Genomic DNA, 12720 nt, shown 5'->3' with positions numbered 1-12720 from the left:
TCGTTCACGGGGTCAGAGTATGGGCCGGGGGCCTGTGCAGGAGCTTCGCGGCCAGGGCGAGGATCTGCGTGTGTTCGGCGCCGGTCAGGGACGCGGTCAGGGCGGTGATCTGCTGCTCGGCCTCAGCGGTGCATGTCTCGGTGAGCTGACGGCCTTGCGGGGTGAGGCCGACCAGGACGGCGCGGCCGTCGTCGGGGGAGGGCAGGCGCTGGACCAGGCCGCGTTTCTCGGCGCGGGTGACCAGGCCGGTCATGGAGGACTTGTCCAGACCCAGGTGACGGGCGAGTTCGAGCATGCCGGGCGTGCGGTCGCGCAGGATGCCGAGAAGGCGGACCTGGATCAGGGAGAGGTCGTGGTCGGAGGCGATACGGATCAGGACGCCCTGGACCAGGAACGACAGCTGGACCAGGGCGTCGACGGCGTTCTGCGGTTCAGCGCCTCCCCGGGCGGCCGGGTCGCCCGCCGGGTCCGAGGTGGGGCCGGGGGAACTGGGGGAACTGGGGGAACTTGGGGTCATTGTCGCCGCCTCCGCTTGACTTGGTACGTGGCACAAACTACCTTCGAATTGGTACGTGACGCAAACTATCGCGTCCGTCGAGACGCAAGTAGTACGCGCCACGAACCGTGCGCCGCACATCACGCGCCGCAAACCATGCGCCGCACATCATCCGGGTGCCCACCCGCCCCAGGAGGCCAGTCATGCACGCAGCCGTCGTCCGTTCCTTCGACACCCCGCCCCGCTTCGACATCATCGACACACCCCGGCCCGCCGGGGAGCACGAGATCCTGGTGGACGTGCTGGCCGCCGGTCTCCACCCCCGGGTGCGCTCCGATGCCGACGGCACCCACTACACCTCCGGCGGTGTCCTGCCGCTGGTACCCGGCGTCGACGCGGTCGGCCGTACGGCGCAGGGCGAACTGCTCTACTTCGTCGGCGACGACACCGGCCTGGGCACCATGGCGGAGCAGGCCGTCGTCGACCGCCGCCGCGCCATCACCCTGCCGGCCGGCACCGATCCGGTCGCGGTGGCCGCCGCGATGAACCCCGCCATGTCCTCCTGGGTCGCCCTCCGCAGCCGCGTCACGCTCAAGCCCGGCGCCCGCGTCCTGGTCCTGGGCGCGACCGGCAACGCCGGACAACTCGCCGTCCGGATCGCCAAGCATCTCGGCGCCGCCCATGTCGTGGGCGCCGGCCGCGACGCCGAGCGCCTGGACCTGCTGCCCGGCCTGGGCGCCGACGAGACCGTCTCGCTGCTGGACGACCCCGAGAAGGTCGCCGACCGGCTCGGCCGGAGCGCGGGTGACGCGGACGTGGTGATCGACTACCTGTGGGGCCCGACCGCCGAACACGCCATGCCCGCCCTGCTCGCCGCCCGCTCCGACCGTGCCAAGCCGCTGGCCTGGATCCAGATCGGCTCCATGGCCGGCGCGGACATCACCCTGCCCTCCTCCCTGCTGCGCGCGGCGAACCTCCAGATCATGGGCAGCGGCCAGGGCTCGGTCAGCACCGCCGGAATCCTCGCCGAACTGCCCGCCCTCGTCGCGGAGATCGCCTCCGGAACCCTGGCGGTCGACCCCCTCGCCGTGCCCCTGTCCGAGGTCGAGCAGGTATGGAACACCCCCACGGCGCCCGGTCGGCGCATCGTGCTCACCCCCGGTGACTGACCAGCTGCGGTTCTCCCGGATCCCTCAGGCCCAGCGGGTCCACCGGCTCCACCGGAAGTTCGGCCGACACCGTGAACCCGCCGCGCGAACCCTGCCCCGCCTCCAGTGAGCCGCCCGCCGCCGCGAGGCGCTCCGTGAGGCCCTTGATGCCGGTACCGGTACCCGGCTCCTGTGTGGTGGCAGGGGTGGTGCCGTCGTCGGTGACGGTCAGGCGGACCCGTTCGGAGGTGCTGTCGACGGTGATGTCGCACTGTGTGGCGCCGCTGTGCCGTACGACGTTGGTGACGGCCTCGCGGACCACCCAGCCCAGGAGGACCTCGGTCTGGGGCGCGAGAGGTATGCCCGACCGGCGGACGGCCGGCTCGACTCCGGCCGCGGAGAGCGCGGAGCGGGCGCCGTCCAGTTCCGTGTCGAGGCTGCCCTCGCGGTAGCCGGTGACCGCCTCACGGATCTCCGTGAGGGCCTGGCGGCCGACCGACTCGATGTCCGTCACCTGGACAAGGGCCGCGCTCACGTCGCGGTGGGCCAGACGGCGGGCCGCCTCCGCCTTCACCACGATCACCGAGAGCGTGTGGCCGAGCAGGTCGTGCAGGTCGCGCGAGAAGCGCAGCCGCTCCTTCTCGACCGCGCGGCGCGCCAGCTCCTCGCGGGCCGCGCGCAGTTCACGTACCGCGTCGGAGAGGGACAGGATCGCGGCGGTCACCGCTGTGGACAGGAAGGTGCCGTAGGCGATGTTGACCGCGGCCCAGCCCTCGTGGAACCAGGCGATGGTCCCCGCGAGGACGCTCAGGCCGAGCGCGATCCGGCCGAGGGGTTTGCCCCTGACCACCGCGCCCACGGCCAGGCCCAGCAGCGGGAAGAACCACAGCCACGTGTCGCCGTACCCGATGGTGAGGCCAGAGGTCAGCAGTGCCATCAGGGCGAGCGCCACCCGGGTGGAGCGGGCCTCCCGCGTCTCCTTCGCGAAGGCGCGGAACACGACGTAGATGTAGAGGGAGTTGAAGGCGAGCAGACCCAGACCGGCGATCAGGGGGTTCGGTGTCCTGCCCTGGACGAGGTTGGAGAACGAGCCCATGCCCATCAGCAGCCAGGGCAGCAGCGCGAAGCCGCTGGGCGGGTGGCCCACGTCGTCGGGCCGCGACTCCCCGGACTTCCCGAGCGCGGTGATGCGACAGTTCCTCTTCTTCGTCCCGGCCATCGCGTCTCCCCCTCGTCGAATGCGATGGGTACGACGCTACGGACAGGGGGCCCCGACCGGGAGATGCGTTTGTAAGGAGTTGGGCGGGACAAATGTCATGACTCCTCGATCCCGCCCCGATCTGACATGGTGTCAGGAGCCTTCACAACTACCCGGTGCTGGGCTATACAAGGGGTCGCCGGACTGGAACGCGTTCTAGATGTGGCGGGTTCCGTGGCCCAGTGTCGACCTCGGTGCGGCCGACGGTGCGGACGGCCGTACCGAGGTTTTCTACTGGCGAGCACGAGAGCGACGGCCGATCACGAAAAAACGACGACCGAGCACGAGAACGACGACCGATTGCCGGCGATCGCGAGCGATGGCAAACGATGACGACCGACTTGCGGGCGATCACGAGCGACCAGGAGCCCCATGCCCATTGACGCTGCCAAGGCCCTCGCCGCCGAACCCCGGTCCGGAGAGATCGCCTGGGGTCACAAGGACGTCCAGCTCTACCACCTGGGCCTCGGCGCGGGCGCGAATCCCGACCGGGAGAACCCCGCGACCGACCCGGACGAGCTGCGCTACACCCTGGAGTCCAGGCTGCACGTCCTGCCGAGCTTCGCGACCGTCGCCGGTGCGGGCCGCCCGGGTGTGATCGGCGGTCTCTCCATGCCCGGCGTCGAGGTCGACCTCGCCCGCGTCCTGCACGGCGGCCAGAGCCTGACGCTGCACCGCCCGATCCCGGTCGAGGGCAGGGCGACGGCCACCTCGCGGATCGCCGCGGTGTACGACAAGGGCAAGGCCGCGATCCTCGTCATGCGCACCGAAGTCACCGACACCGAGGGCCCGTTGTGGACGAACGACGCCCAGATCTTCGTACGGGGCGAAGGCGGCTGGGGCGGCGACCGGGGACCCGCCACCCGCCTCGAAGCACCAACGGGGCCGCCGGACAAGGAAGTTGAGCGCCCGGTCCGTGAGGACCAGGCCCTGCTCTACCGGCTCTCCGGTGACTGGAACCCGCTGCACGCCGACCCCGAGTTCGCCAAGGTCGCCGGGTTCGACCGGCCGATCCTGCACGGGCTGTGCACGTACGGGATGACGCTCAAGGCGGTCGTCGACACGCTGCTCGGCGGAGACGTGGCCCGCGTCCGCTCGTACACGACCCGCTTCGCCGGTGTCGTATATCCCGGCGAGACCCTGCGTATCCGGATGTGGCGGCGTCCCGGCGGGATCCAGGTGGCGGTGGCCGCGGCGGAGCGGGACGACGCTCCGGTCCTCGCCGACACGATCGTTGAGCACGCCTGACTTTCGTACGTACCTCCGTGACGTCCTTCCCGACGTCCTTCCCGAGGGGAGCCGCACCATGCGCGCAGCCGTACAGCACGAGATAGGCCAGGACAAGCTGGAAGTCCTCGACGACATCGAGGCGGTGGGCTTCGGTCCTGGCCGGGTGAGGATCCGGGTACGGGCCACGGGGCTGTGCCACTCGGACCTGTCGGCGATGAGCGGCGTACTGCCGCAGCCCGCGCCGTTCGTGCCCGGGCACGAGGGCGCCGGCGAGGTCGTCGAGGTCGGCGAGGGCGTCACGAACGTCAAACCCGGCGACCGTGTCGTCGTCTGCTGGCTGCCGGCCTGCGGTATCTGTCCCGCCTGCAAGCGCGGCCAGACCGAACTGTGTCTGGCCGGGTTCATGAACGCGGGCACCCCCAACTTCAGGCGCCCCGGCGGTGATGTCTTCGGCTTCGCGGGCACCGGCACCTTCGCCGAGGAGGTCGTCGTCGACGCCGGATGCGCAGTACCGATCCCCGACGACGTGCCCTTCGACATCGCCGCCCTCATCGGCTGCGGGGTCACCACCGGACTCGGCGCCGCCCTCAACACCGCGGACGTGGAAGCCGGTTCGTCGGTCGCCGTCATCGGCTGCGGCGGCGTCGGCATCTCCGCCATCCAGGGCGCACGGCTCAAGGGCGCCGCCGAGATCGTCGCCGTCGACCCGGTCGCCTCCCGCCGCGAGGCCGCGCTGACGTTCGGCGCCACCCAGGCCGTCTCCCCGGACGAACTCCCGGACGCCAAACAGCGGATCACCGCCGGCGAGGGCTTCGACTACGTCTTCGAGGTCGTCGGCCGCTCCGCCACCGCCCGCACCGCGTACGAGAACACCCGGCGCGGCGGCACCCTCGTCATCGTCGGCGCGGGCGCCATGGACGATTTCCTCCAGCTCAACATGTTCGAGCTGTTCTTCGACGAGAAGCGGATCCTGCCCTCGATGTACGGCGGCGGAGACGTCCTGCGTTCCTACGAGCGGACCGTCGCCCTGTGGCGCGCGGGCCGCATCGACCTGGAGGGCCTGATCACCCACCGGGTGCCGCTCACCGAGATCAACGAGGCGCTGGACCAGATGCGGACGGGCACGGCGCTGCGTACGTGCATCGAGATCTGACCCCGACCACAGCTTCTTCGCGAGCTCTAAGGACCTTGATGTCACTGCCACTTGAGGGGCTGGCCGCGGTCGTCACCGGCGCGGGGCGCGGGCTCGGACGTGCCGAGGCGCTCGAACTCGGCCGTCTCGGCGCGACCGTCGTCGTCAACGACTACGGCCGGCCCGGACGGGACGGTTCCGGTGAGGCGTCGGCCACCCCCGCCGAGGAGGTCGCCGCCGAGATCCGCGGCGCGGGCGGCCGGGCCGTCGCCCACACCGGTGACGTCGCCGACCACGAACAGGCGCGCGCCCTGGTCGAGTTGGCGGTCGCCGAGTTCGGGAAGCTCGACATCCTGGTCAACAACGCGGGCATCCTGCGCGACCGGATGGTCTTCTCGATGTCGGAGGACGAGTGGGACTCGGTCATCAGGGTGCACCTGAAGGGCCACTTCAACACCACCCACTTCGCTTCCGCGCACTGGCGGGAGCGGTCCAAGGCGGCGGGCGGGCCGGTGTACGGGCGGATCGTGAACACCTCGTCGGAGGCGTTCCTCGCCGGCTCGGCGGGACAGCCCAACTATGCGGCGGCCAAAGGTGGAATCGTCGGGCTGACCACCTCCACGGCACTGGCTCTCGCGAAGTACGGCGTCACCGCGAACGCGATCTGTCCGCGGGCCCGGACCCGTATGACCCAGGACGTGTTCGCCGGCGTCGCGGAGCCCGCGGACGGCCTGGATCCGCTCGCTCCCGAGCATGTCGCCCCGCTCGTCGGCTACTTGGCCTCGCCCGCCGCAGCGCACGTCAACGGTCAGCTTCTCGTCGTGCACGGAGGCATGGTCGCGATCGTCGAACGCCCGCGGGTGGCCGCCAAGTTCGACAGCGAGCAGGACACCTTCACGTACGACGAACTGGACGCGCTGCTCAGCCCGCACTACGCGGAGCGGCCGACGGGGGAGACGTTCGCGGCGGCGGAGGTGTTGGGGCTCAGGCGCGGATAGCTCTGCTTGCGGGGAGGGCTCCGGTGCACGGAGCGGCCCCGCTCGCTCTGCAGCGGGCGGGGCCGTGGTGTTGCCGGTTCTGACTGCGAGCTGTCGTCAGGCCTGGTTGCCCTGGTCGGACGGCTTGCGGTGGCGGCCCTGCGGGGTCGCGTCCGCGTCCCCGCCGGAGACCACCGGGCCGCGGTGCTTTCCGTGGCCCTCGGTCTGGGTGTCAGTGGTCGGCCATTCCATCGTGCCGGTTTCGCTCATCTTGTGTTCACCCCGTAGACAAGATCCTTCTTGTGCCGGGGGATTCTAACCGGCGGTCAGGGCGGGCGCTTCGGCGGGGGCCGGGTTTTTCTCGCCCCCGCCGCCCCTGCCCTTCCCGTCCCGGGGGGCTGCGCCCCCAGACCCCCATTCGGCCTGGACGGCCTCGTCCTCGAACTTCCCCAGAGGGGGCGCCCCCAGACGGGATGAGACCTTCCGTCCGTTCAGAGGCGCCTGCTGGAGAGGGATCGGGCGGGGGGTGGTGGTCCGCTCCGGGGGAGCCGGAGTGGCCTTCTCCTGTTCCTCCTCCTGCTCCTCCGCAGGCGCCTTCACCCTCGCGACTCCGTACGCCACCGACCCTGTCGCGTAAGGGAGTTGGAGCACCCCTTCGCCGCTCCACAGGCCCGCTCCCGTCAACCATCCCTCGGGGGCGGGGAGATGGTGGACCTGTCGTCCGGCGGGGCGCCACAGGCCCACCCAGGTGCCGGTCGGGCCGTCGATGCGCAGGGCGACCGCGCAGTTCTCCGGCATCAGCACCTGGCCGGGCTGGATCGCGAACGGGGTCACCGCGCAGTGGGCCAGGTGGAGGCTCTCCGGGAAGCGGACCGGCAGCGTGCTGCCGAGGACACCCCAGCCGAGCCGGTCGTGGCCCGGGGAGGGGGCGTCCGAGCGGATGAGGAGCAGTCCGCTGTCCGGATCCGCGAGGAGCAGCCGGTCGTTGCTGTTCTCGGCGATCTGGAGCAGCGGGGACACCTCGCCGCCGCGCTCCAGGTCCACGACGACCGTCTTGGTGTGGCCGTCCTGCAAGCGGTCCAGGGCCAGCAGACGCCCCGTGGTGTCCAGCCACACCCCGCCCGAGCAGCGGCCCGGCACCTCGGCCAGATGCTCGGGCCCGAAGGCGCCGCCCGCCACCTGCCACACCGCCGTGGACCCCCGTCCCACGGCGAGGGCGTATGCGTGACCGCCGTCCGGCGCGGGCGGCAGCAGCCGCAGCAGGGTCCCCTCGTCCGGACACTCCACCGCGCCGAGCGGCAGCTCACCGGTGCCGGGCCCGGTCGGGTAGAGCAGCGAGAACGCGTGCCGCCGGTCCGTCTCACGGTGGATCAGCACCCGTCCGTCGGTCAGCGGCAGCACCTCGGTGCCGGGCTCCTCCGGCTGATGGGACGGTAGGGGTACGGCGTACGGCTCGGGGCCGTCCAGAGTCCAGCGCTCCGGATACCAGGACTCGCCGTCGAGGGTGAGGCGTGCCGCGTACGTTCCGTCCGCGGTGATCACGCAGGCAGGGCGGGCGGCCCGCTCGTTCTCAGCCGCCTCGTTCCCGGGTTCGGTGGCACAGGCCGTCATCGTTCGGTCACCTCCGGCCACGAAGCTAGTTTTCGTACGCACGGGCGTGGGACCGGTGGGCGGACGCTTCACACATAAGGATGGCTATGTCGAGATTCGCCTGAGGAAACGGGGGCGGATGTGCTGAACGGGACGGGCGGCGGGTGGCGGGAGCGGGGTGACCGCGACGCGTCCGTCGCGGGGGTCCCGGCGGAGTGGCCCGCGGCCGGTGGGGGACCGGCCTGAGCCAGGTAGCCTTTCTTCGTGCCCCGTCTGTCTGAAGTCATCGCCGCGCTCGACGCCCTCTGGCCTCCCGAGCGGGCCGAGGGATGGGACGCGGTCGGTACGGTCTGCGGCGATCCCGACCAGGAGGTCACGCGCGTCCTGTTCGCCGTCGACCCCGTCCAGGACGTCGTCGAAGAGGCCCTGAAGCTGGGCGCCGGCCTGCTGGTCACCCACCACCCGCTCTACCTTCGCGGTACGACGACGGTCGCGGCCGACACCTTCAAGGGCCGCGTCGTGCACACCCTCATCAAGAATGACATCGCGCTGCACGTCGCCCACACGAACGCCGACCGCGCCGATCCGGGAGTCTCGGACGCCCTCGCGGGCGCGCTCGACCTCCGGGTCGTACGCCCCCTTGTGCCGGATCCGACCGACCCGGACGGCCGGCGGGGCCTCGGCCGCGTCTGTGAGCTGGACCACCCGGTGACCGTCCGCGAGTTCGCCGCGCGCGCCGCCGAGCGGCTGCCCGCCACCGCGCAGGGCATCCGCGTCGCGGGCGACCCCGAGGCGCTGGTGCGTACCGTCGCGGTCAGCGGCGGCTCCGGCGACAGCCTCTTCGAGGACGTACGCGCCGCCGGCGTGGACGCCTTCCTCACCGCGGACCTGCGCCACCACCCGGTGAGCGAGGCCCGCGCCCACAGTCCTCTCGCGCTGCTCGACGCGGCGCACTGGGCCACCGAGTGGCCCTGGTGCGAGCTGGCCGCCGCCCAGCTCGACGAGATCTCCGACCGGAAGGGATGGGGACTTCGGGTCCACGTCTCCAAGACGGTCACCGACCCCTGGACCGCCCACGCGGCCTCGACTACCGACACATCAGGAGCCCCCAACTGAACGCCGCGCCCGCCGACCAGATCCGACTCCTCGACGTCCAGTCCCTCGACGCCCGCCTTCAGCAGTTGGCGCACAAGCGCAGGTCGCTGCCCGAGCACGCCGAGATCGAGTCGCTGAACAAGGACCTCATTCAGCTGCGCGACCTGCTCGTCGCCGCGCAGACCGAGGACAGCGACTGCGCCCGCGAGCAGACCAAGGCGGAGCAGGACGTCGACCAGGTGCGCCAGCGCGCCGTCCGCGACCAGCAGCGCCTCGACTCCGGCGCCGTGTCCTCACCCAAGGACCTGGAGAACCTCCAGCGCGAGATCATCTCCCTCGCCAAGCGGCAGGGCGACCTGGAAGACGTCGTCCTGGAGATCATGGAGCGCCGCGAGTCCGCGCAGGAGAGGTCCGCCGAGCTGACCGAGCGGGTCTCCTCCGTCCAGTCGAAGATCGACGACGCGACCGCGCGCCGGGACGCCTCCTTCGAGTCGCTCGACAGCGAGGCGGCCACGGCGACCAAGGAGCGCGAGGTCATCGCAGGCGTCGTCCCCGCCGACCTCCTCAAGCTCTACGACAAGCTGCGCCAGCAGCAGGGCGGCGTCGGTGCGGCCCGGCTCTACCAGCGCCGCTGCGAGGGCTGCCGCCTGGAGCTCAACATCACCGAGGTCAACGAAGTGAAGGCGGCCTCCCCGGACACCGTGCTCCGCTGCGAGAACTGCCGTCGCATCCTGATCCGCACGTCCGAGTCCGGCCTGTAGGCCTGAGGCACCAGTAGGCCAGTAAGGAGCTTGTGCGGTGCGGGAGTTCATCGTCGAGGCCGACGGCGGGTCCCGGGGCAACCCGGGACCCGCGGGCTACGGCTCCGTGGTCATCGACGCGACCACCGGGGAAACGCTCGCGGAGGCCGCCGAGTACATCGGCGTGGCCACCAACAACGTCGCGGAGTACCGGGGGTTGATCGCCGGCCTGAAGGCGGCCCGCGAACTTGACCCCGCCGCCTCGGTCCGGGTCCGCATGGACTCCAAGCTCGTCGTCGAGCAGATGTCGGGCCGCTGGAAGATCAAACACCCCGACATGAAGCCCCTCGCGGCGGAGGCGGCCCGGATCCTCCCGCCGTCCCAAGTCACGTACGAGTGGATCCCGCGCGAGCAGAACAAGCACGCCGACCGGCTCGCCAACGAGGCGATGGACGCGGGGAAGCGGGGCGAGCGGTGGTCGCCGTCGATGTCGACGGCGGAGCTGGCCGCGAGGGCCGCGAGGTCGGCTGCGCCTGAGCCGTCGGGTCCGCCGGGGGACGCGGCTACGGGCGCGGCGAAGGCACGAGCGGCGATCGCAGCGACGCGGGGAGCGGCGGCGCCCTCTGCTGCGCCGGGTTCGGGAGCGCCCCGCCAGGGGCGCGGGGAACCGCGTGACCAGCCCCCGACGGCCCGCACTGCGAAGACTTCCGGCGGCGAATCCGCGAAGGCCGAATCCGACGTGCGGGCAGCGCGGAACCTGGCCACCGGGACCCCGTCCGTCGGCTGGGGCGCACCCCCGGACCTCGGCGCCCCCGCCACCTTCGTACTCCTTCGCCACGGCGAGACCCCCCTCACCCCCCAGAAACGCTTCTCCGGCAGCGGCGGCACGGACCCGGCCCTGTCCGAAGTCGGCCGGGACCAGGCCGAGCGAGCCGCAACGGCGCTCGCCGCACGCGGCACGATCCAGGCGATCGTGGCGTCCCCCCTCACCCGCACCCGCGAGACCGCCGCGGCCGTAGCCGCTCGCCTCGGGCTCGACGTGGTCATCGAGGAAGGCCTGCGCGAGACGGACTTCGGCGCGTGGGAGGGTCTGACGTTCGGCGAGGTACGGGAGCGCTACCCCGACGACCTCAACGCCTGGCTCGCATCGCCGGACGTCGAACCCACCGGCGGTGGCGAGAGCTTCGAGGCCACCGCCCGCCGAATCGCCCTCACCCGCGACAAGCTCATCGCCGCGTACGAGGGCCGCACCGTCCTGCTCGTCACCCACGTCACCCCGATCAAAACCCTCGTACGCCTCGCGATCGGGGCCCCGTCGGAGTCCCTGTTCCGGATGGAGCTGTCCGCGGCCTCCCTCTCCGCGGTGGCGTACTACGCGGACGGCAACGCGAGCCTGCGCGTCTTCAACGACACCTCCCACCTCCGCTGAGGAGGAGCTGTCGTCAAGCTCGCAGAGCCGCCGCTTCCCGCGCCAGGGACTCGATCCGCCCCCAGTCCCGTGCCGCCACCGCGTCCTCGGGGAGCATCCAACTCCCGCCCACACAGCCGACGTTGGGCAGGGCCAGGTACTCCGGTGCGGAGGCGAGGCCTATACCGCCCGTAGGGCAGAACCGAGCCTGCGGCAGCGGCCCCGCCAGCGACCTGAGATACGCCGTACCGCCCGCCGCCTGCGCCGGGAAGAACTTCATGTCACGCACCCCCCGCTCCAGCAGCGCCACGACCTCCGACGTCGTGGACACCCCCGGCAGGAACGGCACCCCGGACCCCTCCATGGCGGCGAGCAGTACGTCCGTCCAGCCGGGGCTGACGAGAAAGCGCGCCCCGGCGTCCACGGACTGAGCCACCTGTGCCGGTGAGAGCACGGTCCCCGCCCCCACCACCGCGTCCGGCACCTCTGCCGCCACCGCCCGGATCGCGTCGAGCGCCGCCGGTGTCCGCAGCGTCACCTCGATCACCGGCAGCCCGCCCGCGACCAGCGCCCGCGCGAGCGGCACGGCATCGGCGGCGTCCTTGATCACGACGACGGGGACGACCGGCGCGAGGTCCAGCACGGAGGCATGCGGAGATGAGGGCAGCGGCGAAGTCATGCCGCTCATCCTGCCCGCGGTGCGCAGCATGCGCAAAGGTCATTGCACATGCTGCAATATGACGTAGCTGACGTAGCTGCGGAGACTCAGTGGACCTCCGTCACCACCACGTCCAGCGCCCACGGCCTGCCCGCCCTGCCCGGTGCCTCGACCTCCACCGCGTACCCGAGATCCCGCAACGCCTCCACCAGCTCCGCCGGACCCTTGGGAGCCGCGCCCGCCATGAGCAGGCTGCGCACGATCTTTCCCTTGGTCGCCTTGTTGAAGTGGCTGACGACGGACCGCTTCTCGACGCCGTTCACGAGCTGCGCGTGCAGCACCCGTACGGTGGCCGTCCGCGCGGCGACCTCGCCCTTCGGCCTCCAGGCGGCCGCGTACGCGGCGGACCGCAGATCGAGGACGAGCCCGTCGCCGGCCGCCTCGGGGAGCGAGGTGGCCATCGGCGTACGCCAGTACGCGCCCAGCGCTCCCAGCGCGGGCAGCTTCACACCCATGGAGCAGCGGTACGAGGGGATCCGGTCGGTGACCCGGACCGCGCCCCACAGACCCGAGAGGACGAGGAGCGAACGGCCCGCGCGGCGCTTGGCCGCCGGGTCGAGCGAGGCCAGGTCCAGGGCGTCGTACAGGACCCCCGTGTAGATCTCCCCGGCCGGACGCGCGCCCGCAGTCCGCAGCTCCGTGTTCTTGGCGACCTCGCCGCGCAGGCCCTCGCTCAGCCCGAGCACCTCGCGGGCCTTCTCCTCGTCGCCGAGGCACAGCTCGACCAGCTCGTCGAGAACCGCCTGACGCGCCTCGTTGAGCCCCGGAAGCGACAGCGACTCCAGTTTCAGCGCGGTTCCCCGCCCGGAGGACGCCTTGCCTTCGGAGGGCGGCAACAGCACGAGCACGGTGGTATCTCCCTACGATGGATCCGGCCCGGGCAAGCCTAAGGGGTACCTGACGGCATCCGGAGTGCCGCCCGATGCGG

Annotated in this window: 13 protein-coding genes; 7 read left to right on the top strand and 6 right to left on the bottom strand. The window is 71.6% G+C overall.

Going from position 1 to position 12720, the window contains the following annotated elements; translation table 11 throughout:
- Positions 1 to 4: 4 nt before the first annotated feature.
- Positions 5 to 517: a MarR family winged helix-turn-helix transcriptional regulator gene (locus ACFWP7_RS23530; RefSeq protein WP_384384115.1), complete on the bottom strand. Its 513-nt coding sequence runs from the start codon at positions 515 to 517 to the stop codon at positions 5 to 7.
- Positions 518 to 699: 182 nt separating this feature from the next.
- Between ACFWP7_RS23530 and ACFWP7_RS23525 the strand changes: the two genes are divergently transcribed.
- On the top strand, positions 700 to 1665 hold the full coding sequence (locus tag ACFWP7_RS23525) for a zinc-binding alcohol dehydrogenase family protein (RefSeq protein WP_384384112.1): 966 nt from the start codon (positions 700 to 702) through the stop codon (positions 1663 to 1665).
- Here the strand turns inward: ACFWP7_RS23525 and ACFWP7_RS23520 are convergent.
- Complete coding sequence (locus ACFWP7_RS23520) at positions 1649 to 2863, bottom strand: sensor histidine kinase (protein WP_384384110.1); 1215 nt, start codon at positions 2861 to 2863, stop codon at positions 1649 to 1651. The genes ACFWP7_RS23525 and ACFWP7_RS23520 overlap by 17 nt on opposite strands.
- Before the next feature lie 411 nt (positions 2864 to 3274).
- On the opposite strand from ACFWP7_RS23520, the gene ACFWP7_RS23515 reads away from it, so the two are divergent.
- The 3 genes from ACFWP7_RS23515 to ACFWP7_RS23505 are packed head-to-tail and all read left to right on the top strand — an operon-like array spanning position 3275 to position 6262.
- Positions 3275 to 4150: a MaoC/PaaZ C-terminal domain-containing protein gene (locus ACFWP7_RS23515; protein WP_384384107.1), complete on the top strand. Its 876-nt coding sequence runs from the start codon at positions 3275 to 3277 to the stop codon at positions 4148 to 4150.
- A gap of 58 nt (positions 4151 to 4208) precedes the next feature.
- A complete protein-coding gene (locus tag ACFWP7_RS23510; protein WP_384384104.1) occupies positions 4209 to 5285 on the top strand; it encodes a Zn-dependent alcohol dehydrogenase in 1077 nt (358 codons plus the stop codon).
- 38 nt (positions 5286 to 5323) lie between these two features.
- A complete protein-coding gene (locus ACFWP7_RS23505) occupies positions 5324 to 6262 on the top strand; it encodes a 3-oxoacyl-ACP reductase (protein WP_384384101.1) in 939 nt (312 codons plus the stop codon).
- A gap of 96 nt (positions 6263 to 6358) precedes the next feature.
- On the opposite strand, the gene ACFWP7_RS23500 is transcribed toward ACFWP7_RS23505, so the two are convergent.
- A complete protein-coding gene (locus tag ACFWP7_RS23500) occupies positions 6359 to 6511 on the bottom strand; it encodes a hypothetical protein (protein ID WP_384384098.1) in 153 nt (50 codons plus the stop codon).
- Between the two features lie 45 nt (positions 6512 to 6556).
- A complete protein-coding gene (locus ACFWP7_RS23495) occupies positions 6557 to 7852 on the bottom strand; it encodes a hypothetical protein (protein WP_384384095.1) in 1296 nt (431 codons plus the stop codon).
- A 243-nt stretch (positions 7853 to 8095) separates the two neighbouring features.
- Between ACFWP7_RS23495 and ACFWP7_RS23490 the strand changes: the two genes are divergently transcribed.
- From ACFWP7_RS23490 to ACFWP7_RS23480, 3 genes are read left to right on the top strand one after another with little or no spacing between them, the layout of a single operon-like run.
- Entirely contained in the window at positions 8096 to 8947 is an 852-nt protein-coding gene (locus ACFWP7_RS23490) for a Nif3-like dinuclear metal center hexameric protein (protein WP_384384092.1), read from the top strand.
- A complete protein-coding gene (locus tag ACFWP7_RS23485; RefSeq protein WP_384384234.1) occupies positions 8944 to 9687 on the top strand; it encodes a zinc ribbon domain-containing protein in 744 nt (247 codons plus the stop codon). Before ACFWP7_RS23490 ends, ACFWP7_RS23485 begins: the two co-directional genes overlap by 4 nt.
- 37 nt (positions 9688 to 9724) lie before the next feature.
- Positions 9725 to 11095: a bifunctional RNase H/acid phosphatase gene (locus tag ACFWP7_RS23480; protein ID WP_384384089.1), complete on the top strand. Its 1371-nt coding sequence runs from the start codon at positions 9725 to 9727 to the stop codon at positions 11093 to 11095.
- A gap of 13 nt (positions 11096 to 11108) precedes the next feature.
- Here the strand turns inward: ACFWP7_RS23480 and eda are convergent, their stop codons facing one another.
- Both eda and yaaA read right to left on the bottom strand, forming a co-directional pair.
- Positions 11109 to 11753: a bifunctional 4-hydroxy-2-oxoglutarate aldolase/2-dehydro-3-deoxy-phosphogluconate aldolase gene (gene eda, locus ACFWP7_RS23475; protein WP_384384086.1), complete on the bottom strand. Its 645-nt coding sequence runs from the start codon at positions 11751 to 11753 to the stop codon at positions 11109 to 11111.
- A gap of 86 nt (positions 11754 to 11839) precedes the next feature.
- Positions 11840 to 12640, bottom strand: a complete 801-nt coding sequence (gene yaaA, locus ACFWP7_RS23470) for a peroxide stress protein YaaA (RefSeq protein WP_384384083.1) — start codon at positions 12638 to 12640, stop codon at positions 11840 to 11842.
- Between the last annotated feature and the right edge of the window lie 80 nt (positions 12641 to 12720).

Origin of the sequence: Streptomyces sp. NPDC058470, assembly GCF_042721055.1 — a bacterium.
Lineage (GTDB): Bacteria > Actinomycetota > Actinomycetes > Streptomycetales > Streptomycetaceae > Streptomyces.
Note: the sequence above shows the minus strand (reverse complement) of the source record. Positions and strands in the feature narration are given on the sequence as shown.

Coding starts and splice junctions, on each gene's coding strand:
- ACFWP7_RS23495 (WP_384384095.1), bottom strand. CDS start 7,852: ATGACGGCCTGTGCCACCGAACCCGGGAACGAGGCGGCTGAGAACGAG.
- ACFWP7_RS23500 (WP_384384098.1), bottom strand. CDS start 6,511: ATGAGCGAAACCGGCACGATGGAATGGCCGACCACTGACACCCAGACC.
- ACFWP7_RS23520 (WP_384384110.1), bottom strand. CDS start 2,863: ATGGCCGGGACGAAGAAGAGGAACTGTCGCATCACCGCGCTCGGGAAG.
- ACFWP7_RS23530 (WP_384384115.1), bottom strand. CDS start 517: ATGACCCCAAGTTCCCCCAGTTCCCCCAGTTCCCCCGGCCCCACCTCG.
- ACFWP7_RS23510 (WP_384384104.1), top strand. CDS start 4,209: ATGCGCGCAGCCGTACAGCACGAGATAGGCCAGGACAAGCTGGAAGTC.
- ACFWP7_RS23515 (WP_384384107.1), top strand. CDS start 3,275: ATGCCCATTGACGCTGCCAAGGCCCTCGCCGCCGAACCCCGGTCCGGA.
- ACFWP7_RS23505 (WP_384384101.1), top strand. CDS start 5,324: ATGTCACTGCCACTTGAGGGGCTGGCCGCGGTCGTCACCGGCGCGGGG.
- eda (WP_384384086.1), bottom strand. CDS start 11,753: ATGACTTCGCCGCTGCCCTCATCTCCGCATGCCTCCGTGCTGGACCTC.
- ACFWP7_RS23525 (WP_384384112.1), top strand. CDS start 700: ATGCACGCAGCCGTCGTCCGTTCCTTCGACACCCCGCCCCGCTTCGAC.